The 21,141-nt window shown below is 69.4% G+C and carries 14 protein-coding genes; 11 read left to right on the plus strand and 3 right to left on the minus strand.

What is annotated here, in order from left to right; translation table 11 throughout:
* Positions 1 to 226: 226 nt before the first annotated feature.
* Positions 227 to 3,163 (plus strand): TonB-dependent receptor plug domain-containing protein, encoded by a 2,937-nt coding sequence (locus tag AB3X07_RS00680; RefSeq protein ID WP_369941839.1) that lies wholly within the window; start codon positions 227 to 229, stop codon positions 3,161 to 3,163.
* Positions 3,164 to 3,300: 137 nt separating this feature from the next.
* Here the strand turns inward: AB3X07_RS00680 and AB3X07_RS00685 are convergent, their stop codons facing one another.
* From AB3X07_RS00685 to AB3X07_RS00695, 3 genes are all read right to left on the minus strand, one after another.
* The gene (locus tag AB3X07_RS00685) at positions 3,301 to 4,131 is read right to left on the minus strand and encodes an acid phosphatase (RefSeq protein WP_369941840.1); all 831 of its coding nucleotides are present in this window, start codon (positions 4,129 to 4,131) and stop codon (positions 3,301 to 3,303) included.
* Between the two features lie 352 nt (positions 4,132 to 4,483).
* Complete coding sequence (locus AB3X07_RS00690) at positions 4,484 to 5,263, minus strand: rhomboid family intramembrane serine protease (RefSeq protein WP_369941842.1); 780 nt, start codon at positions 5,261 to 5,263, stop codon at positions 4,484 to 4,486.
* A gap of 103 nt (positions 5,264 to 5,366) precedes the next feature.
* A complete protein-coding gene (locus AB3X07_RS00695; RefSeq protein ID WP_369941844.1) occupies positions 5,367 to 6,320 on the minus strand; it encodes a TerC family protein in 954 nt (317 codons plus the stop codon).
* Positions 6,321 to 6,578: 258 nt separating this feature from the next.
* Here AB3X07_RS00695 and AB3X07_RS00700 point away from each other — a divergent pair, with 258 nt between their 5' ends.
* The 10 genes from AB3X07_RS00700 to AB3X07_RS00745 all read left to right on the plus strand — a co-directional run bounded on the left by AB3X07_RS00700 (position 6,579) and on the right by AB3X07_RS00745 (position 21,110).
* Positions 6,579 to 7,760, plus strand: coding sequence for a class I SAM-dependent rRNA methyltransferase (locus AB3X07_RS00700; RefSeq protein WP_369941846.1), 1,182 nt, complete (start codon positions 6,579 to 6,581; stop codon positions 7,758 to 7,760).
* Positions 7,761 to 8,558: 798 nt separating this feature from the next.
* Positions 8,559 to 11,732, plus strand: a complete 3,174-nt coding sequence (locus AB3X07_RS00705) for a TonB-dependent receptor (RefSeq protein WP_369941848.1) — start codon at positions 8,559 to 8,561, stop codon at positions 11,730 to 11,732.
* A gap of 140 nt (positions 11,733 to 11,872) precedes the next feature.
* A complete protein-coding gene (locus tag AB3X07_RS00710; protein WP_369941850.1) occupies positions 11,873 to 12,637 on the plus strand; it encodes a SapC family protein in 765 nt (254 codons plus the stop codon).
* Between the two features lie 5 nt (positions 12,638 to 12,642).
* On the plus strand, positions 12,643 to 13,662 hold the full coding sequence (locus tag AB3X07_RS00715; RefSeq protein WP_369941852.1) for a cupin-like domain-containing protein: 1,020 nt from the start codon (positions 12,643 to 12,645) through the stop codon (positions 13,660 to 13,662).
* A gap of 56 nt (positions 13,663 to 13,718) precedes the next feature.
* Positions 13,719 to 15,242: a tryptophan halogenase family protein gene (locus AB3X07_RS00720; protein WP_369941854.1), complete on the plus strand. Its 1,524-nt coding sequence runs from the start codon at positions 13,719 to 13,721 to the stop codon at positions 15,240 to 15,242.
* Positions 15,243 to 15,367: 125 nt separating this feature from the next.
* Complete coding sequence (locus AB3X07_RS00725) at positions 15,368 to 15,937, plus strand: hypothetical protein (RefSeq protein ID WP_369941856.1); 570 nt, start codon at positions 15,368 to 15,370, stop codon at positions 15,935 to 15,937.
* 145 nt (positions 15,938 to 16,082) lie between these two features.
* Positions 16,083 to 17,333 (plus strand): dipeptidase, encoded by a 1,251-nt coding sequence (locus AB3X07_RS00730; protein WP_369941858.1) that lies wholly within the window; start codon positions 16,083 to 16,085, stop codon positions 17,331 to 17,333.
* 463 nt (positions 17,334 to 17,796) lie between these two features.
* Positions 17,797 to 18,948 carry a glycerate kinase gene (locus AB3X07_RS00735; protein ID WP_369941860.1) on the plus strand — a complete coding sequence of 384 codons (1,152 nt, stop codon included), beginning with the start codon at positions 17,797 to 17,799 and terminating at the stop codon, positions 18,946 to 18,948.
* A gap of 375 nt (positions 18,949 to 19,323) precedes the next feature.
* A complete protein-coding gene (locus tag AB3X07_RS00740) occupies positions 19,324 to 19,725 on the plus strand; it encodes a DUF2628 domain-containing protein (protein ID WP_369941862.1) in 402 nt (133 codons plus the stop codon).
* Between the two features lie 173 nt (positions 19,726 to 19,898).
* Positions 19,899 to 21,110: an MFS transporter gene (locus AB3X07_RS00745; RefSeq protein ID WP_369941864.1), complete on the plus strand. Its 1,212-nt coding sequence runs from the start codon at positions 19,899 to 19,901 to the stop codon at positions 21,108 to 21,110.
* Positions 21,111 to 21,141: the final 31 nt, after the last annotated feature.

The raw sequence follows: 21,141 nt of genomic DNA on the forward strand, positions 1-21,141 counted from the left end.
CCCCAACGCGCGCAGGCCGCAACTCGCTGGAGCTTCGACTCGATGGCTTGGATCGTTCCAAACACCAACGCGCATCACATTTATCGTTTGTTTATCTAGCGTATGTTCGCCCCCGGGGGATCGATGACACACGGCCGACATGTCTCCACCTCGAGCCAACGCGGCAATCGGGGGGACCTGTCCAGCGTGTCGGACCGTGTAGGCCTTTCAACGTCGGAGGGGACACATGCACTGCTCAACACTGCATCGCACCGCCATGGCGAGCGCGCTCGCCATGGCCTTGTTTTCGCCGTTAGCCGCGCTGGCGCAGGACGCGCCGCCACCGCCCGCGGAACGGACCGACCCGTCCGCCGCGGCCGGGAGCAATGAAAAGGCGAGGACGCTCGACTCGATCATGGTCACCGGTTCGCGCATCAAGCGCGCGGAGGTCGAGGGACCGGCGCCGGTCACGGTGATCACCGGCGCGCAGATCATGAAGGAAGGCTTCACCACGGTGTACGAAGCGCTCGGCTCGCTCACCGAGGTCACCGGCAACGTGCAGAACGACTACGACTGGGGCCAAAGCTCGGTCAACGCCAGTCCGCTGAACCTGCGCAATCTCGGCCCCGGCCGCAGCCTGCTGCTGATCAACGGCCACCGTGTGGCCGACTACCCCATGCCGTACCAGGGCAAGAGCAACTTCGCCAACTACAACAACATCCCCACCGGCATCGTCGATCGCATCGAGGTGCTGTCCACCGGCGCCTCGGCGATCTACGGGTCCGATGCGGTGGCCGGCGTAGTCAACGTCATCCTGAAGAAGGACATCGACGGCGACACCCTGCGCGCGCGCTACGGCACCACCACCGAGGGCGGGCGCGACGTCCGCGATGTGTCCTGGTCCGGAGGCCGCCACGGCGAGGACTGGAGCGTCGCTTACACGATGCAGTACTTCGACCGCAAACCGCTGTGGTCGCACGAACGCCCCTTCATGGACGAGGAATCGGATTCGCCGCGCCGCAACTGGAGCTACGGCGGCGTGCGGCAGAACACTGCGACCAATACGCCGCAGGCCGGCATCCGCCTCTTCGACGTGACCAACAATGTGCGGATTCGCCCGCCGAGCGGCGCCTGCGATCAGTTCGACGGCGAGTTCTACGAACACAACCGCATCACCTACAACGATTTCAACGGGGCGCAGACCGACACCGGCTGGCAGTGCGCCAATCGTGCCGCGTTCCAGCACTGGACGCTGCGCAACGGCAGCAAGGACCTGTCGCTGTATCTGTACGGCACCAAGCAGTTCGGCGACGTCGAAGCCTGGGCGACCTACGGCTACTGGGATTCGACCGGCAAGAGCAATACCTTCATGCCGGCCTGGGCCAGCCCGGACTACATCGACCGCGACAGCGGCCAGCGCCGCAGCCTGTTGCGCTACTTCGCCCCGGGCGAGATCGGCGGCGAGGACAGTGCGCTGACCAAGTCCAAGGAAAAGAACTGGGATTTCAGCGTCGGCCTGCGCGGCACCGTGTTCGGCGATCGCTTCGACTGGGAAGTGATGGCCGGCCGCGCCGAATACGAGATCCAGGAGCGCTTCCCGATCATCCACAACCCGCGCGCCTCGGAATTCTTCCTGGGCCCGTCGCTGGGCATCGATGCGACGAGCGGCCTGGAGATCCATGCCCCCGGCTACAACCGGCTATGGAATCCCGTGTCGCGCAACGACTACGAAGGCATCCGCGCGATCGGCGACAAGAAGGCGCGGACCTGGCTCAGCCAGGCCAGCGCCGTGCTCAGCGGCGATCTGTTCGAAGGCTGGGCCGGCCCGATCGGCTTTGCCGGGGTGCTGGAAGCCGCGGAGCAGGGCTACAAGCTGACCCCCGACCCCAACACCCTGGGCCTGAACCCCGTGTACGAAACGCCGTTCGGCAACGTCGAGACGGGCGGCGGCGAGCGCAAGCGCTATGCGGCCGGAGTGGAATTCAAGATTCCCCTGCTCAAGAACCTGATCCTGTCGGCCGCCGGTCGCTACGATCGCTACGACGCGGTCGCCGACGATGCCGCCACCACCTACAACGCCGGCCTGGAGTGGCGTCCGTTCACCAGCCTGCTGCTGCGCGGCAGCTATGCCACCAGCTTCCGCGCGCCGGACATGCACTTCGTCTATGCCGACCCCAGCGAAAGCGTGGCCGACCAGGTCGACTACCTGGCCTGCCTGACCGATCCCAACCGCCAGACCAGCAACTGTCCCGGCGGCGATGGCGACCCGTACCACATCGACAATCCCGTGATCGCCCGGCAGGGCTCGCAGGATCTGCTGTACGAAACCGGCGACTCGCTGACCTACGGCTTCGTCTGGGACGCGTTCGACGGCTTCTCGCTCAGTGTCGACTACTGGCGGATCAACATCGAGGATGCGATCGACGACGTCGGCGCCGACCAGGTGTTGCTGGACGAGGCGTACTGCATCACCGGGCAGCAGCCGGCGGACAAGCCGGCGCGGACCCCGCCCAGCCAGGCGCTGTGCGACCTGCAGCGCAGCCGCGTGACGCGCGACGCCGACGGCGTGGTGACCCGCGTGGAGATCGGCCCGATCAACCGCGCCAAGCAAAGCGTGAGCGGTGTCGATCTGGCCTCGCGCTACAGCGTGCAGACCGCGCGCTTGGGCAATTTCGACTTCGCGCTCAACTACACCCGGCAGCTGACCTACAAGTACGCGCAGTTCGACGGCGATCTGTTCGAGAACACCCGCGACCGCGAACGCCAGATCCGCTACCGCGGACGCGCCAGCGCGACCTGGACCCTGGATCCGTGGACCGCGGTGCTGTACGTGGACTGGACCGCGGGCACCCGCAGCGACCGCTTCGGCGGTTGCACCGCGCTGCCCAATGGCTTCCGTCCGGACGTGGCCACCGACTGCACGGATCTGCGCACGAACGCGGCGGGCGAGCGCAGCATCAGTTACGGACAGAAGAGCGAGCTGGTGGGTTACTACAACCAGGACCGGATCTACTGGAACGCCAGCCTCGGCTATCAGGCCACGGACGCGTTGCGCCTGAACGTCTACGTCAACAACATCCTCAACGATCATTATCAGGACAAGTGGTGCGGTGGCTTCGCCTACTGCGTGTCCAATCCGGTGGGGCGCGAGGTGGCTGCCGAGGTCGTCTACCGCTTCGATTGAGGCGGCCACCGCGCCGCCGTCCGAACGAAGCGCCCGGCGTGGCCGGGCGTTTCGCCTCGCGGCGCTGGCGTGGGGCAGGCGACCCCTTCTCGCGGGGCGGTTTCAGCGACAGGCCGGCCGATCGATCACCGCAGCGCCTACAGCGCGCTGGCGGGCCGTACCTGTAACGTCTCGGCTTCCGCCGCGCAATCCTTGGCCGGCGCCAGGCCGTGTGCGCGGGCGGCGGCGATCTCCTTGCGCGCGCCTTCCAGGTCGGCGCGGAAGCCCGGGTCGTCGTGCAGCCGCGCCACCGTGGCCGCGCCCATGAAGCGGCCGGCGAGTACGTCGCTCTGCCAATGCACGTTGCACACCAGCCGGCTCTCGCCGTAGTTGCGGCCGCGCGCGATCAGCGCATCGGCGCGCTCGGGCGCGATCTCGCTCAGGGTCAGCGCCCAGGCCCAACCGATGGCACTGTGTCCCGACGGATAGGAGCCGCTCTGGCGCAGGTCGTCGAGGTCGTCGGGGGTGCAGACCGCCTGCTGGTTGCGCAGGAACGGCCGCGCGCGCTGGTACTGGCGCTTGGCCGCCTTGGTGGCGGCGCTGGCGTCGATGCGGCTGCGCTCCAACAGGGTGTACAGGTGCGGGGTGCGCTGCGCATCGATCGTCACGCCCAGCGCGCAGGCGAACTGGCCGGCACCGCTCGGAAAGCGCAGATCGGCGTCGCGCGAGGCCTGCTGCCAGCGCGCGCTGCCGCCTAGCGCCAATGCCTCGCGGTTGACCGCCAGATCCAGCGCCTCGCCGGGCGAGCCCTCGGCCGGCGGCGGCGGCAACAGCTGCAAGCTGTCGGGGACCGCCGCGGCAGGCAGATAGCCCACCGCCTTGGCCGCCACAGGCGAGGGCGCACGCAGCGCGGGGCCGCTGCAGGCGGCCAGGGCGAGCGCCAACACGACGGCGACGAAGCGGAAACGGCAGGTGGGCGACACGGGCATGCGAACTCGGACAGCGAAGGCGGGCCGATCAGTGTACGGCCCGCCGCACGGTGCCAGGGCGGATGCATCGGGCGTCAGGCGTTCGATGTGGTGTGGGAGCGGCTTCCGTCGCGACGGCTCTTCACGAGAAGGCCCCGTCGCGACGTAAGGGCACCTCTAATGACGTCGGAAGCTTTCTGTAGGAGCGGCTTTAGCCGCGACAGGCGTTACCGGGAACGCTTCGTCGCGGCTAAAGCCGATCCTACAAGGAAAAATAGCATCTGACTCGATGTATGGCGGAAGCAGGTTGTCAGAGGCGCATTGAAGTCGCTCCCGCGTGTGCTAGCCCAGGCTGGCTGCATCCATCCCGGCCTCAGCCCCCGTCGCGCTCCTCGCGCGGCGGGAAACGCAGCACCACGCCGCGCGGCGGTGGCGCAGGCTGCCACAGCACCGGCACCTGCGCCGGCGGCGGCGGTTCCAGTTCCTGGTCCAGCGGCACCAGCGTGTCCTCCTCCTCGTCTTCCCAGCTGTAGCGCTGGCGCGGCGGCAACGGGTCGCGGTGGCGCAGCAGCAGCGCCGCGATCACCCCGCCCACCGCGCCGCCCAGGTGCGATTGCCAGGACACGCCGGCCTCGTGCGGCAGCACCGTCACCAGCATGCCGCCATAGAACAGGAAGGCGATCATGCTGGCGGCGATCGCCGCGCGGTCGCGGCGCAGCAGCGCCAGGAAGAACACCAGGAACAACAGGCCGTGGGTGACGCCGCTGGCGCCCAGGTGATGGCTGCCGGGGTCGCCGAGCAGCCAGGCGCCCAGGCCAGCGCCCAGCCACAGCAACGGCAGCCCGGCCAGGGTGGCGCGCGGATACACGCTGCCGGCCAGGGTGCCCAGGATCAGCAGCGCGCCGGCATTGGCCGCCAGGTGCTCCAGCGACCCGTGCAGCAGCGGCGCCGTCAGCAGCCCGAGCAGGCCGCTGGCCTGCTGCGGCCCCACCGACCAGGGCCGCCAGTCGAACAGGCCCTGGCTGGCGAACACCGCCACCAGCAACGCGACGAGGGCCAGGCTGGCATTGAAGGCGCGCAGGATCCGGGCGCGGTCGAAACGGCCCTGCGCCTCGTGCTCGGGCGGGGGCGTGGAGAGCGAAGAGGTGTCCATGGATCCCTGGATGGCGGCGCCTGGCGCACAAGGCAAGGCGCCGCCGGTGGGAGGGACTGGCCGCGGCCGCGGGACAATCCGCGGCCGCGGCGCCGGCGCCGGGTCAGTGCGCCGGCTTGGCCGGACGCAGCAGGCTCAGCACGATGGTCGCGCCGATCACCACCGCCACCGCCAGCAGCGACACCAGCACCGGGATCTTGTACAGGTCGATGATCAGCATCTTGGTGCCGATGAACACCAGCACGATCGCCAGGCCGTAGGGCAGCAGGTGGAAACGGTCGGCCATGCCCGCCAGCAGGAAGAACATCGCGCGCAGGCCCAGCACCGCGAACACGTTGGAGGTCAGCACGATGAACGGGTCGGTGGTGATCGCGAAGATCGCCGGGATGCTGTCCACCGCGAAGATCACGTCGGTGATCGCGATCAGCATCAGCACCGCGAACAGCGGGGTGAACCAGCGCTTGCCCTCCTGGGTCACGCTCAGCGCGTTGCCGTGGTACTGCGGGGTCAGGCGCAGGTGCTTGCGCATGAAGCGCAGCACCGGGTTGGCCTCCAGGTCCGGCTCCTTGCCCGCCGAGAACCACATCTTGATGCCGGTCAGCAGCAGGAACGCGCCGAACACGTACAGCAGCCAGTGGAACTTGGTCAGCAGCACCGAGCCGGCGAAGATCATCACCGCGCGCAGCACGATCGCGCCGAGCACGCCGATCACCAGCACGCGCTGGCGCTGCTCCTCCGGCACCGCGAAGTAGCTCATGATCATCAGGAACACGAAGATGTTGTCGACCGCCAGCGACTTCTCGACCAGGTAGCCGGTCAGGAACTCCAGCCCGTACTGGTTGCCGGTGGCCACGTCGATGGTCTCGCGCAGGTACCACCACAGGCCGGCGTTGAACGCCAGCGCCAGGGCGATCCAGCCCAGGCTCCACCACAGCGCCTCCTTGAAGGTGACCTTGTGCGGACCGCCGTGGCGCATCAGCACCAGGTCCGCCAGCAGCGCCACGATCACCACGATCGCGAAGCCGCCCCACAACCACACGTTGCCTATCGTTTCCATTGGGGATTTTCCGTCTATGAACAGGGAACCTCGGGGCCGCGGCGGCGGAGGCGTTCCGGACGGAGACGACGGATGTCGTCCAGAGGGTGCCTTCGCCACTGCGGCGAAGGTCTCGCTCGCAGCCGATGGACCGGCTGCCGTTGCACCGGAGCCCGCGGGCTCGAATTGACGGCGACAACGTCGGGAGCTACTCCCCTTCTGCGCGCATTCTTGCCGCTGCCGGCGGTGCCGTCAATGTGGGCGGCTACAATGGCGTTCATGAATAGTCCCCTGCCCGTAGTCCGCCTCAAGAACGCCTGGCGCTCCAGCCATCCTTGGATCTTCCAGAAACTGGTCGAAAAACCCGCCGCCAAGCCCAAGCCGGGCGCGCTGGTGGACGTGGTCGGGGTGGACGGCGCGTGGATCGGCCGCGGCTTCTACAACGGCCACTCGCGCATCGCCGTGCGCATCCTCGAGACCCATCCGGACATCGCCGTCGACGAGTCCTGGTTCGCGCGCAAGATCGCCGAGGCGGTGTCGCTGCGCCGTGACGTGCTCAAGCTGGACGCGGTCAGCGACGCCTGGCGCGTGGTGCATGCCGAGGGCGACGGCCTGTCCGGCCTGGTGGTGGACCGCTACGGCGACCTGCTGGTGGTGGAGTTCTTCAGCGCCGGCATGTTCCGCCACCGCGAGTGGATCTACGCCGCGCTGCGCGCGCAGTTCCCCGGCGCGCGCTTCTACAGCTTCGCCGAGGAGCACGTGCAGAAGCAGGAGAGCTTCGACTACCGGCCGGTGTCCAGCAGCGGCGAGCGCCCGGAGCCGGCGATCATCAGCGAATACGGCGTGCGCTTCCGCGCCGATCCGGCCGGCGCGCACAAGACCGGCTTCTTCGCCGACCAGCGCGAGAACCGCCAGTGGCTGAGCCAGCAGGTGGAGGGCAAGCGCGTGCTCGACCTGTGCTGCAACACCGGCGGCTTCGCCGTCTACGCCAAGGTCCGCGGCGCCACCGAGGTGGTCGGCGTGGACATCGACGAGGACGTGATCGAGATCGCCAAGGGCAACGCCCGCCTCAACGACGTGCGGCCCAAGTTCGTGCAGGCCGATATCTTCCCGTACCTGCGCGATGCCGCCGCGCGCGGCGACCGGTACGACGTGGTGATCCTGGACCCGGCGAAGATGACCCGCGACCGCGACCAGGTGATCCCGGCGCTGAAGAAGTACCTGGACATGAACAAGCTGGCGCTGGGGGTGGTCGCGCCGGGCGGCCTGTTCGCCACCTTCTCCTGTACCGGCCTGGTCGCCGAGCACGAGTTCCTGGACATGCTGCGCCGCGCCGCGTACTTCTCCGGCCGCACCATCCAGATCCTGAAGGTGGCCGGCGCCGGCGCCGACCATCCGTTCATGGCCCACGTGCAGGAATCGCGGTACCTGAAGGCGGTGTTCTGCCGCGTGCTGGACTGAGCGAACGGCCGCGGCGCGCCGGCACTGGCCGCGCGCGTTGCGGCATCGCGCCATCGCTGTTGCGCGAGGCCGTGGATGTGCCGGCATCGTCGTCTCTCGATGAGAGCGTTTACAGCGCCGCCGCGAACGCGCGCAGCGGCCAGGCATGCGACACCCAGTCCCCGGCGGTGATGTGTCTTGGTCTCTGCCGACGCCACGCGCGCTATCGCGCTGTCAGGCGTTGTCGCCCGGCGGTCCGCGGATTCGAGGCAACGCCGCAACCGGATCGCAGCGCTCAAGCGGCTTCGCAACGTCGCGCACACCGCGCGCCATCCCGCATTGGCGATGACCGCCGCGCGGCCGTTTTGCGCAACGTCCATCACTGATAACGCTTACACCGTGGTCCGCATCTCAGCGAATGTCTACGTCACGTTGCTTTGTTGCGCCGCACGGTGACAAACGCTGGCACACCGGATTAGGTTTGCGCGGTCGGTGATAGCGCTATCACGATCCGGCAAGAGCTGACGCGGCGAGCGCCGCGGCCAGGCCGCACGGTTCCGTTTCGCGTTGGGTACCGGCATTCGTTGTAGCGGGCGGCTGTGCCAGCGCCCGGATCGCAAAGTGGGTGGGTGCGCGATGGCGCGCCCGGCACCTTTCGGGGGGAAGGCGCGATTCATCCATCGATCGAGCAGTAGGGGATCACATGCAGGCATGCAGCGATGCGTGTCACGTACCAGGGACCGCTTCGACGTCGGCATTCGCCGCGTCGTACGCCGCGGACGGCGATGTCCGTCCGACTCCAGCACCGAGGACATTCTGATGCGTCAGCAGTTGAAGAAGTTCCGCTCCAAGGCCATGTTCACCTTCGTCGGCGGGGTGCTGGTGATCAATCCGGCGTTCGCCCAGCAGGCGCCGCAGACCCAGGCGCAGACCCCGACCCCGACCAGCCAGTCCTCGTCCTCGACCGACGCCACCACCCTGGACACGGTCAGCGTCACCGGCATCCGCAACAGCCTCAACCAGTCGATGGGGATCAAGCGCGACAACGCCGGCGTGGTCGATGCGATCAGCGCCGAGGACATCGGCAAGTTCCCCGACACCAACCTGGCCGAATCGCTGCAGCGCATCACCGGCATCTCGATCGAGCGCCGCGACGGCGAAGGCGCGCAGGTCACCGCGCGCGGCTTCGGCCCGCAGTTCAACGCGGTCACCCTCAACGGCCGCGTGATTCCCGGCGCCGACGCGTTCGGCGCGCCGGGCGCGGTGCCGATCGGCGGCGTGGACGGCGGCACCCGCGCGTTCAACTTCGCCCAGCTCGCCTCCGAGGCGATCACCGGCCTGGAGGTGTACAAGACCAGCCGCGCCAATGCGCCCAGCGGCGGCATCGGCGCCACCATCAACATCCTCACCGACCGCCCGTTCAATCACAACGGCGTGGTCGCCAGCGCCGGCGTCAAGGCCGCCTACGACGATTCGCAGCCGTTCGACAACAAGGTCACGCCGGAAGTGTCCGGCATCTTCAGCTACACCAACCCGGACAAGACCTGGGGCATCGGCCTGAGCGGCAGCTACCAGAAGCGCCGCGGCGGCTCGGTACAGGCGACCGAAAATGCCTGGAACATCCAGCGCTGGACCGGCACCGATCCGGCGCTGCGCCCTGACGCCAACGTGCAGAACGCGCCGGCGATCGGTCAGCTCTACGGCATGCCCAACGACCTGCGCTATGCCTTCGCCGATTTCGAGCGCGAGCGCCTCAACGGCCAGGCGGTGCTGCAGTTCGCGCCGACCGACGCGCTGACCCTGACCCTGGACTACACCTACTCCAGCAACGAGATCCGCGAGGACCGCGGCGAGCAGGGCATCTGGCTGCAGCGCGCCAACAGCTTCACCGACCTGGTGTTCGACACCGGGCAGGCGGTGGCCACCCCGGTGTACCTGCGCGACGTGCCCAACGGCGCCAAGGACTTCGGCATGGAGCAGCAGCGCAACATGCAGAAGTACAAGCTCGGCTCGCTGGGCTTCAACGCCGACTGGCAGGCCACCGACCGCCTGCGCCTGACCTTCGATGCGCACAACTCCAAGACGCAGAGCCTGCCCAACGATCCGGTCACCGGCGGCAGCGCCACCTATCTCAGCTACGCCGGCACCAACAACTGCACCAGCGGCACCCAGTGCGGCGGGCAGTGGGCGCAGGAACTGTTCTTCAACAACAGCCTGCCGATCGGCGCGCGCACCTGGTATCCGACCGCGGCCGATTCGATCGCCGGGACCAACGGCCTGCTCAACCAGGACTTCAGTCCGGCCGAAATCGGTTCGCAAGTGCTGCGCATCTATTACCAGAGCCAGGTGACCGAGGTGAAGGAAGGGCGCGTCGACGGCCAGTTCGACTTCGACAACGGCCGCTTCCAGTTCGGCGTGGACAGCGCCAAGACCACCATGAACCGGCGCACCAGCGATACCTATTCGGCGCTGGGCGACTGGGGCGTGGCCAATGCCGGCAACGAGCCGGGCATGCTGGCGCTGTTGCAGCCGGTCGGGATCACCGGCATGTTCAAGGACTTCAATGCCTCCGGCGCCGCGCCGCATGCCTGGCGCGGCAACGCCGACCAACTGGCGCAGTGGGCCGGCAACGCCTACGGCGCGACCACGCGCTACAACCCGCTGTTCAGCGCCGACAACCAGGTCGAGGAAAAGACCCGCGCCGCGTACATGCAGTTGGAATTCGACGGCACGCTCGGCAGCATGACCACCAATACCCGCATCGGCGTGCGCTACGAGAAGACCGATGTGGTCTCCACCTCGCAGGTCGCGACCCCGACCGCGCTGGAGTGGCAGGCCAACAACGACTTCCAGTTGTTGCGTTCCGACGAAGTGCAGCCGTTCAGCGAGAAGCACAGCTATAGCTACGTGCTGCCGAACCTGGATTTCAGCATCAACCTCACCGACGAACTGAAGGCCCGCGCCTCGTTCGGGCAGAGCATCGCGCGCGCCCCGTACAGCAACCTGCTTGCCGGGCCGACGCCGGGCACGCCGAGCGGCTCGATCCTGATCAATCCGTCCACGCGTGCGTCCGGCAGTGCCCAGAACCCGAGCCTGGATCCGCTGGAATCCAACAACCTGGACCTGGCGCTGGAGTGGTACTTCGCCGATGCCAGCTACGTCTCGCTGACGTTCTGGGACAAGCGCGTGTCCAACTTCATCGGCACCAGCGTCACCCGCGAAAACCTGTACGGCCTGCGCGATCCCACCTCCGGGCCGGACGCGCAGGCGGCGCTGGCCTTCCTGCAGAGCGGCGCCTGCGCCGCGCAGGTCGGCGCCGCCGGCAACGACGTGGCCGCGGCCTGTTCGGCCAACGACACCTCGCTGTTCTCGGCGATGGCGCTGCTGCGCAACGCCGCGGCCACCGGCGGACTCGGTGCGTACAACGGCAGCTCGGCGCAGAGCCTGGCGCTGGAGAATGCCTACGACATCGTCGCCGCACCGAATGACCCGCTGTACGAGTTCGACGTGTCGCGCCCGGTCAACCAGAACAAGGCCAAGATCCACGGCTGGGAAATGGGCGGACAGTACTTCTTCGGCGATACCGGCTTCGGCGTCTACGCCAACTACACCATCGTCAAGGGCGACGTCGGCTTCGACAACACCGTGCTCGACCGCGACCAGTTCGCGCTGCTCGGCCTCAGCGACACCGCCAACGTCATGCTGATGTACGAGAAGTACGGCTGGAGCGCGCGCCTGGCCTGGAACTGGCGCGACGAATACCTGATCGCGGCCAACCAGGACGGGTCCAACCGCAACCCGTACTACGTCGAGCCGTACCAGCAACTGGACCTGAGCGTGAGCTACGCCATCACCGACAACCTGTCGATCGGTTTCGAGGCGATCAACATCACCAGCGAGGACGTGCGCTGGCACGGACGCTCGAAGAAGCAGGTGATCAAGGTGCTGGACCAGAGCCCGCGCTATACCTTGGGCGTGCGCTACAACTTCTGAGTCCGGCCGGCCGCGCGCGGCGGTGGCCGCGTGCGGCAACGCGCGTGCGCCGCACCGCGTCTTGCGGGCGCGGCGCTTTGCTGCAATGGTCGCGTGGCGCGGCGTCCGCCGCCGATCGTCACCGACCCGCTGGAGACCAGATGGCCCGCTACGAACTGCTCAACAACGTCGCCCACCAGGACCTGCGCGTGATCCTGCGCTTCGGTACCGAGTTCGGCGACGCCACCGGCGTGGTCCAGGCGTTTCCCACCGAGTTCGCCGAACTGCAGCGCGAGTATCCGATCCTGCTGCGCAAGCGGGCGGACGGGGACGGCTACCAGGCGGTGGCATTGCTGGGCTTCGAGCAGCACGAGAACCTGTTCCTGCACGGCGAGCGCTGGAATGCCGCCTACCTGCCGGGCATCGTCGCCAAGGGGCCGTTCCTGATCGGCTTCCAGGAGCAGTACGAGGACGGGCAGCTGCGCCGCGAGCCGGTGATCCATGTCGATCTGGACCACCCGCGCGTGAGCTTCGGCGAAGGCGAGCGGGTGTTCCTGCCGCAGGGCGGACACAGCCCGTACCTGGAGCACATCATCACCGTGCTGCGCGGCATCCGCGACGGCGTGGAAGGCGGCGATGCGATGTTCGCCGCCTTCGATGCGCTGGGGCTGATCCAGCCGTTGCGCATCGACGTGCAACTCGGGCAGGCGCACAACGTGCACCTGGCCGGACTGTACGGCATCGACCGCGAGCGGCTGGCCGCGCTGGATGCGGCGTCGTTGCACGGATTGCACCAGGCCGGCTACCTGGAAGGGGCCTACCTGTTGCTGGCCTCGCTGCACAACATGCGCCGGCTGATCGCCGAGAAGCAGCGTCGCCTGCAAGCGCTGGACACCGCCGCGGCCGCCGCCGGGCAGGCCGCCTGAGCGTCGTGGCGGACCTGGCGGCGATCGCCGAACGCAGCGACTGCCGAGCCACGGCGCTGCCGCTGGCCGAATTGCTGGAGGCCGGCGAACCGGTGGTGTTGCGTGGGCTGGTGCACGAGTGGACGCTGGTCCAGGCCGGATTGCGCGGCGCCGACGCGGCGATGGACCTGCTGCGCGGGCACAGCAACGGATGCGCGCTGCAGTATTCCTACGGCGCGCCGGACATCGCCGGGCGGCCGTTCTACAACGAGGACTTCACCGCGTTGAACTTCGAGGTGCGGCGCGGCGACCTGTCGGGCCTGCTCGAGGAGATCGCCGCGCACCAGGACGATCCGCGGCCGCCGGCCTACTACCTGGCCTCGCTGCCGGTGGACGATGCCCTGCCGGGCTTTCGTGCCGGCAACGACGTGGACTTCGCCGCGCATTGGGTGCAGACGCGGCCGAGCATCTGGATCGGCAACCGCATCACCGCCTCCTGCCACTACGACGCGCCGCACAACCTGGCCTGCTGCGCGGTCGGACGGCGCCGCTTCACCGTGTTCCCGCCCGATCAGATCGGCAATCTCTACCCCGGTCCGCTGGAACCTACGCCGGGTGGGCAGGCGATCAGCGTGGTGGATTTCGCCGCACCGGATTTCGACCGCTACCCGCGTTTCCGCGAGGCGCTGGCGCATGGCCGCAGCGCGGTGCTGGAACCGGGCGATGCGCTGTTCCTGCCCGGGCTGTGGTGGCACCACGTGGAAGGGCTGGAGCCGTTCAACGTGCTGGTCAACTACTGGTGGAGCAGCGTGCCGGCCTGGCTGCCGCCGCCGCTGCCGGCGCTGTACCACGCGCTGTGGGCGCTGCGCGACCGCCCGCCGGCGGAGAAGGCGGCGTGGCGTGCAGTGTTCGACTACTACGTGTTCGGGCCGGCCGAGCGCGCCGGCGCGCATCTGCCGGAACAGGCGCGGCAGGTACTGGGGCCGATCGACGACGCGCGCGCGCGGCAGCTGCGCGCGATGTTGCTGGCCAGGCTCAACCGCTGACCGCGCGCGATCGCGCGGTCGGCCCCCACATTCACGAGCGCAGGAGAGACGAGCCCATGGCCCAGATACGCAAGGTGGTGATCGCGGGCGGCGGCACGGCGGGCTGGATCGCCGCCAGCGCGCTGGCGCACCAGTTCCGCGACCTGCTGGACATCACCCTGGTCGAGTCCGAGCAGATCGGCACGGTCGGCGTCGGCGAATCCACGGTGCCGCCGATCCGCAGCTTCCACCGCTTCCTGCAGATCGACGAACAGGAGTTCCTGCACACCGTCGCCGGCACCTTCAAGCTCTCCATCTCCTTCGAGAACTGGCGCCGGCCGGGCGAGCGCTATCTGCATCCGTTCGGCATCACCGGGCAAAGCACCCTGGTCTGCGCGTTCCATCACTTCTGGCTGGAGGCGCAGCGGCGCGGCATGCCGTCGGAGTTGGGCGACTATTGCCTGGAGACGGTGGCTTCGCGCGTGGACCGCTTCGCGTTGCAGCAGACGCCGCCGGTCAATTACGCCTATCACCTCGATGCCGGGCTGTACGCCGGCCTGTTGCGCCGCCACGCCGAGCGCCACGGGCTCAAGCGCGTGGAAGGCAAGATCCAGCAGGTGCGGCAGGATCCGGAAAGCGGTTTCGTGCAGGCGCTGCTGCTGGAAGACGGCACCCTGCTCGAGGGCGATCTGTTCATCGACTGCACCGGCTTCCGCGGCCTGCTGACCGAGCAGACCCTGCACAGCGGCTACGAGGACTGGAAGCAGTGGCTGCCGTGCGACCGCGCGGTGGCGGTGCAGACCGAGGCGGTGGCGCCGCCGGTGCCGTACACCCGCGCCATCGCCCACGCCGCCGGCTGGCGCTGGCACATTCCGCTGCAGCATCGCGTCGGCTGCGGGCTGGTGTTCTCCAGCGCGCACATGTCCGACGACGAAGCGCGCGCCAAGCTCCTGCACGACGCCGCCGCGCCGGCGATCAAGGAGCCGTGGCTGGTGCCGTTCCGCAGCGGCCGCCGGCTCAAGGCCTGGAACAAGAACGTGGTCGCGCTCGGCCTGGCCAGCGGCTTCATCGAGCCGCTGGAATCGACCAGCATCCACCTCACCATCGCCGCGGTGATGCGGCTGATCACCCTGTTCCCGACCGACGGCATCGCCCCGTCGATGGTGGACATCTACAACGAGGTCAGCCGCGCCGAGATGGAGCACGTGCGCGATTTCATCATCCTGCACTACCACGCCAACCAGCGCGACGAGCCGATGTGGCAGGCCTGCCGCGAGATGGCCCTGCCCGAGTCGCTGCAGCAGCGGCTGCGCGCCTGGCGCGAACGCGCGCACGCCTGGCAGGGCAGCGACGAGCTGTTCCGGGTGGATTCGTGGATCCACGTGTTGCTCGGCCAGGGCATCGTGCCGACGCAGCATCACCTGCTGGCGCGCGCGCTGCCGGACCGGGAACTGCAGCGCTTCCTCGACGCGATCCGCCAGCCCATCGACGACGCGGTGGCGCGCATGCCGTCGCAGGAGGCGTTCATCGCGCGCTACTGCCAGGCCGGGCCGGAGGTGTGGGCCGGTCGCACCCCGTCCAGGATGCCGACGCCGGCCTGAGCGCACTCGCGCGCCGGCCCTCACCGCGCGTAGGGCCGATCGTGGTCCGGCCCCGCATGTGCACGGGCGCTCGCCCGCTGGTGTGACGGGCGCGCGGGCGCTAGCCTTGGCGGTGAGCGTCAGCGGTGACCGCGGAGGCATCCGCCGCGGATGCCGCGCATGGCTTGCCGCGACGAGATTCCTGCGAGGCCGCGATGTCCCCATCAACGCCGCATGCCTGCCCGGATCCGGCAGCGCCACTGCGCTATCCGCCCGGCTATCCGCCGACCGGCGGGCGTGCGCGATTCTTCATCGGCGTGCGGTGGCTTGGCCCGGACCTGTCGTTCTTCGGGCGACTCGGCGCCCAGCAGAAGGCGCGCAGCGCCGCGTTACTGGATCTCTGGGGCGGCGGCGCGCGGCAGCAGGCGGCGTGCGTGATCGGCGCGATCCTGGCGCGGCGCCTGCGCTGGCCCGGCACCTGTTTCCTGCCCGACGACGCGTTCGTCGTCGTGTGCGGCGGACCGCGCTTCGGTGTACTGGACATCGACTACGACGCCGAAGACGCGATCGGCGAAATCGAGGAGCAGCTCGGGGTCGCGATGCCCGCCGGTTTCTGGGAGGGGACGGCGACGCAGACCCTGGGCGAGGTGGTCGATGCGCTGCTGGCGGCAGGGGCATGCGTTGGCGCAGCCCGCACGCCGCATGCGTCTGGCTGATCGCCGTCACGCGCAGCGGCCCGGTCCGAGCGAACCGGACGGCGGGCGTCACTCCCCCGATACGCGCACCTACCCGCCGTGGCGGGTCGCGGCAGGCGCGGCATGGCTATCATCGAACCGCCGCTCTCTCCGGGAACTTCCGCGCATGAACCTGCACGTCCTTGGTCTTTCCCTGTCGCTGGCGCTGGCCGCGGCGTTGCCGGCGCAGGCCGTCGACTTCACGAAAGCGGAAATGGCGCGCGCCACCGCGTTGCAGCAGCGCTTGCTGACGCTGGACTCGCATCTGGACACGCCGGCCAACTTCGAGCGCAGCGACTTCGACATCATGGCGGCGCACCCGGGCACGCGCATGGCGCAGGTGGACTACCCGCGCATGCGCGCCGGTGCGCTGGATGGCGGCTTCTGGGCGATCTACACCGGCCAGGGCGACCGCAGCGCGCAGGCGCACCTGGACGATCGCGACGCCGGGCTGGCAAGGCTGCTGGCGATCCACAGGGTGGTTGCAGCGCACCCGCAGCAGTTCGCCCTGGCCACGACGCCGGCCGATGCGGCGCGGATCAAGGCCGCCGGCAAGCGCGTGGTGTTCCTGAGCATGGAGAACGCCAGCCCGCTGGTCGCCGATCCGTCGCTGCTGCGCTTCTACCACGCGCAAGGCCTGCGCCTGATGAGCACCGTGCATTTCCTCAACAACGAATTCGCCGACTCGGCCACCGACCCGAAGGGGCCGCAGTGGCGGGGCCTGAGTCCGGCCGGGCGGGAACTGGTGCAGCAGGCGCAAAAGCTCGGCATCGTCATCGACCAGTCGCATGCCTCCGATGCGGTGTTCGACCAGTTGATCGCGCTGTCGCCGGTGCCGATCCTGCTCTCGCACAGCGGCGCGCGCGCGGTGCATGCGCATCCGCGCAACATCGACGACGCGCGGTTGAAGGTGCTGGCCGCGCACGGCGGGGTGATCCAGCTCAACTCCTATGGCGGCTATCTGATCGACACCGGCGCCAGCCCCGAGCGCAAGGCCGCCGAGCAGGCGTTGAGCGCGAAGTACGGCGACTGGGAGCACCTCAGCCTGGCCGAGGGGCGCAAGCTGGAGCAGGAGATCAGGGCGCTGGATGCCAGGTATCCGGTGCGGCAGGCGACGCTGGACGACTTCTTCGCGCATCTGGAGCATGTGCTGGCGCTGGTGGGTCCCGAGCATGTGGGCATCGGCATGGACTGGGACGGCGGCGGCGGGGTCGCCGGCATGGAGGACGTCGGCGACCTGCCGAAGATCACCGCCTGGTTGTTGCGCAAGGGCTACAGCGAGCAGCAGATCGCCGCGATCTGGAGCGGCAACGTGCTGCGCGTGATGCAGCAGGCGCAGGACTGGGCGGCGGCGCAGGCGCGCACCGCAGCGCCCTGAGCCCACTTGGGTCAGCGCGACCGGCGTGTTCCGCGCGGCAGCCGGTGCGCCGGCCGCCAGGTGGCACGCGGCGGTGGCGGTCGATCGAAGCGGTGCATCCTCCGCGCGCCGCTTGCCGGCCCGCGACATCGCTCGATCGCCCAGGCGGGCGCACGCGAAAAACGCTGCGCCAGTTTTTACGTAGGAGCGGCTTCAGCCGCGACAGACACGCACCGCCCCACCACGGCGACCGCCGCCGCCGCGACGAACGCGACCGAACGCTTGGTAGCGCCGCGACTGGCCCTTGGCCATGCTGCACGGCACCCCGCACCTGGCGACAACGCCGCAAACGACAGCGCTTGCGCCCACTGCCACGGCCGGCGCCACCGACGCCGATCCGCAAGACCAAGCCGCACCGGCGCCGCGCCCACGCCATGCCGCACACCGAACCGGCACCGCGCAGCATCGGCTAGCATCGGTGCCCATGCACATCGTCATCGCCCCGGACGCGTTCAAGGAAAGCCTGTCCGCGCTGGAGGTCGCCACGCAGATCGAAGCGGGCTTTCGCGACGTGTTCCCGGCATGGACCTACCGCAAGGTGCCGGTCGCCGACGGCGGCGAGGGCACGGTCGCGGCCCTGGTCGCGGCGACCGCTGGGCGCTGCATCCAGCACACCGTGAGCGGGCCGTTGGGCACGCCGGTGCAGGCGTGCTTCGGCCTCAGCGGCGACGGCCGCACCTCCTTCGTCGAGATGGCCGCGGCCAGTGGCCTGGCGCTGCTGCCGCCGGCGCAGCGCGACCCCCTGGCCGCCACCAGCCATGGCGTCGGCGAACTGCTGTTGGCGGCGCTGGACGCCGGCGCAAGCACGCTGGTCGTGGGGATCGGCGGCAGCGCCAGCACCGACGGCGGCGCCGGCATGGCGCAGGCGCTGGGCGTGCGCCTGCTCGATGCCGACGGCCGTGCGCTCGCGCCTGGCATCGGCGGCGGCGCGCTGGCCGCGCTCGCACGGATCGATGCGAGCGGCCTGGATCCGCGCCTGCGCGCCTGCACGATCCAGGTCGCCTGCGACGTCGATACGCCGCTGACCGGCGCGCAGGGCGCCGCGGCGGTGTTCGGGCCGCAGAAGGGGGCCACGCCGGCGCAGGTCGCGCAGCTCGAGGCCAACCTGCGCCACTACGCCGCGGTGATCGCGGCGGACCTGGGCGTGGCGGTCGCGGCGCGGCCTGGGGCTGGTGCCGGTGGCGGCCTGGCCGCGGCGCTGGTCGCGTTGCTGGGCGCGCCGCTGCGCCCGGGCGTGGAGATCGTCGCCGAGGCGCTGGGCCTGGAGGCCTCGCTGGCCGAGGCCGATCTGGTGATCACCGGCGAGGGCCGGCTCGACGGCCAGAGCGCGCGCGGCAAGGCGCCGCTCGGCGTCGCCCGCATCGCCAGGCGCCTGGGCAAGCCGGTGCTGGCGATCGCCGGCGGGCTGGACGCGGGCGCGGCGCTGCTGCACGCGCAGGGCATCGATGCGATGTTCGGCGCGGTGCAGCGCCCATGCACGCTGGAGCAGGCGCTGGCCGAGGCGGCGGCGAACCTGCGCACGGCGGCGCGCAATGTCGCCGAAGCGATCAGGATCGGCCAGACGCTGGGGAACTAGGCGCTGCGCCGGCGCATCACGGGGGCGACCATGCCGGGCGTCGGCGGGCAGGCGTTGCGAGGGTGGGGCGATCCTTGCCTGCCTGACCGGGAGCGTCATCCAACGTGGCCAGGGACGATGGGCTGCAGGCACGGTTCCCTGGGCGCCGATCTTGATCCCGAGTCGATGGTGCGGGTCTCCACCTCGACCTGGCTCGGCCCACGGGCCCAATCCGAAGCCTCATCGAGCCTTGCGCACCAGGCCGCACTGTCGCGCCGTTGCTGCCTACGACAGTGCCGTGAGGACGAAGCCACTCTCCCTGGCCCAAGGCGCCGATAGCGCCATCAATCCCCATTCAGCTACAATGAAAACGATTACATAAAGGATTTGATCTCCATGAGCACCCAGAATCTTCCCGAGCGCGCGCCGCTCAGCCCGAAGTGGCAGTTCCGGTTCGACTTCTTCGACCGCCACGGCGGCCCGTCCTCGCCCGGCTTCAAGCCGGCGTTCAAGGCGCTCTCGTTCGGCGACCGGCTGAAGGTCAACATGAACTTCTTCGCGTTCTTCTTCGGCTGGATCTACTTCTTCATCCTCGGCCTGTGGCGCAAGGCGATCGTGCTGATCTGCATCTCGGTGCTGCTCGGCGTGCTGTCGTTCTTCCTGCCGCGGATGGTGGTCAATGGCCTCGGCGTCGCCTACTCGGTGCTGGTCGGCATGATCGCCAACTATGCCTACTACCTGGAAGTGAAGCAGGGCAGCACCAGCTGGAACCCCTTCGAAGGCATGCGCTGGTGGTAAGCGCCGGCCTTCGGCGCGCCGGCTGAGCCAGCGCGCCGTGAGTGACGCGGTGGCATCGCCACGCCCGCCGCCGCGGAACCCCGGCCACGACGCAACGCTGTGTCGTGGCCGGACCGGTTGAGTCCGCCGGCCGCGCCGCCTACCGTGGCGCCTCCGCTGCCAGGCTGCCCGCAATGCACCCGAACCCGCCCCAGACCGATGCGGCGCCCGCCGGCCTGTCCTCCGGCCTGATCGCGCTGTTCGCCGCCGCCTGCGGCCTGGCGGTGGCCAACATCTACTTCTCGCAGCCGCTGATCGGCCTGATCGCGCCGGAATTGCGGCTGCAGCCTGGCCTGGCCGGATTGATCGTCGCCTTGACCCAGCTCGGCTATGGCGCCGGCCTGCTGTTGCTGGTGCCGCTGGCCGACGTGGCCGAGAACCGGCGCCTGGCGATCCTGCTGCTCGGCGGCGTGGTGCTGGGCCTGGTCGGGATCGGCCTGTCGCACTCGGCGGCCGGCTTCCTGCTCGGTTCCTTCGTGGTCGGCGTGTGCGCCGTGGCCACCCAGATCCTGGTTCCGTTCGCCTCGCACCTGGCGCCGGAGGCCAGCCGCGGCCGCGTGGTCGGCACGGTGATGGGCGGATTGCTGGCCGGGATCATGCTGGCGAGGCCGTTCTCCAGTTTCGTCGCCGCCACCCTGGGCTGGCGCGCGGTGTTCTTCCTGTCGGCGGCGCTGATGCTGGCGTTGATGGCGGTGCTGCGCTGGCGCCTGCCGCAGCGCCGCCCGGCGCAGCGCGCCTCCTACGGCCGCGTGCTGGCCTCGCTGCCGCGGCTGTACGCCGCCACCCCGTTGCTGCGCCGGCGCGCGTTCTACCAGGGCATGATGTTCGCCGCCTTCAACGTGTTCTGGACCGGCTCGCCGCTGTTGCTGGCGCAGTCGTTCGGCCTGGACCAGCGGCACATCGCGCTGTTCGCGCTGGCCGGCGCCGCCGGCGCCCTGGTCGCGCCGGTGGCCGGGCGCATGGCCGACCGCGGCTGGACCCGCCCGGCCACGGGCTGGGCGCTGGCCGCCGCGGCGCTGTCGTTCGGCATCGGTGCCTGGGCCGCGCACGCGCATGCGTTGCTGTGGCTGGTGGTCGCCGCGCTGATCCTGGATGCGGCGGTGCAGGTGTGCCAGGTGCTGAGCCTGCGCAGCATCTACATGCTGGCGCCCGAGCAGCGCGGCCGCCTCAACGGGCTGTTCATGACCTCGGTGTTCCTGTGCGGCGCCACCGGCTCGGTGCTGGCCGCGGCGGTGTTCGCCTATGCCGGCTGGAGCGGACTGTCGCTGCTCGGCGCCGGCTTCGGCGCGGCCGCGCTGCTGTTCTACTTCAGCGAATTCCGGCGAACGGTGGTGCCTGCGCGGTGAGCGCGGGGTGGTGTGCGGTGTCGTCTGTTTG

The sequence above is a fragment of the Xanthomonas sp. DAR 35659 genome, assembly GCF_041242975.1.
Lineage (GTDB): Bacteria > Pseudomonadota > Gammaproteobacteria > Xanthomonadales > Xanthomonadaceae > Xanthomonas_A > Xanthomonas_A medicagonis.

Bases quoted from the DNA above. Each gene is read 5' to 3' on its own strand.
- AB3X07_RS00695 (WP_369941844.1), bottom strand. From the start codon at position 6,320: ATGGAAACGATAGGCAACGTGTGGTTGTGGGGCGGCTTCGCGATCGTG.
- AB3X07_RS00720 (WP_369941854.1), top strand. From the start codon at position 13,719: ATGGCCCAGATACGCAAGGTGGTGATCGCGGGCGGCGGCACGGCGGGC.
- AB3X07_RS00730 (WP_369941858.1), top strand. From the start codon at position 16,083: ATGAACCTGCACGTCCTTGGTCTTTCCCTGTCGCTGGCGCTGGCCGCG.
- AB3X07_RS00680 (WP_369941839.1), top strand. From the start codon at position 227: ATGCACTGCTCAACACTGCATCGCACCGCCATGGCGAGCGCGCTCGCC.
- AB3X07_RS00690 (WP_369941842.1), bottom strand. From the start codon at position 5,263: ATGGACACCTCTTCGCTCTCCACGCCCCCGCCCGAGCACGAGGCGCAG.
- AB3X07_RS00740 (WP_369941862.1), top strand. From the start codon at position 19,324: ATGAGCACCCAGAATCTTCCCGAGCGCGCGCCGCTCAGCCCGAAGTGG.
- AB3X07_RS00735 (WP_369941860.1), top strand. From the start codon at position 17,797: ATGCACATCGTCATCGCCCCGGACGCGTTCAAGGAAAGCCTGTCCGCG.
- AB3X07_RS00685 (WP_369941840.1), bottom strand. From the start codon at position 4,131: ATGCCCGTGTCGCCCACCTGCCGTTTCCGCTTCGTCGCCGTCGTGTTG.
- AB3X07_RS00700 (WP_369941846.1), top strand. From the start codon at position 6,579: ATGAATAGTCCCCTGCCCGTAGTCCGCCTCAAGAACGCCTGGCGCTCC.
- AB3X07_RS00705 (WP_369941848.1), top strand. From the start codon at position 8,559: ATGCGTCAGCAGTTGAAGAAGTTCCGCTCCAAGGCCATGTTCACCTTC.
- AB3X07_RS00745 (WP_369941864.1), top strand. From the start codon at position 19,899: ATGCACCCGAACCCGCCCCAGACCGATGCGGCGCCCGCCGGCCTGTCC.
- AB3X07_RS00710 (WP_369941850.1), top strand. From the start codon at position 11,873: ATGGCCCGCTACGAACTGCTCAACAACGTCGCCCACCAGGACCTGCGC.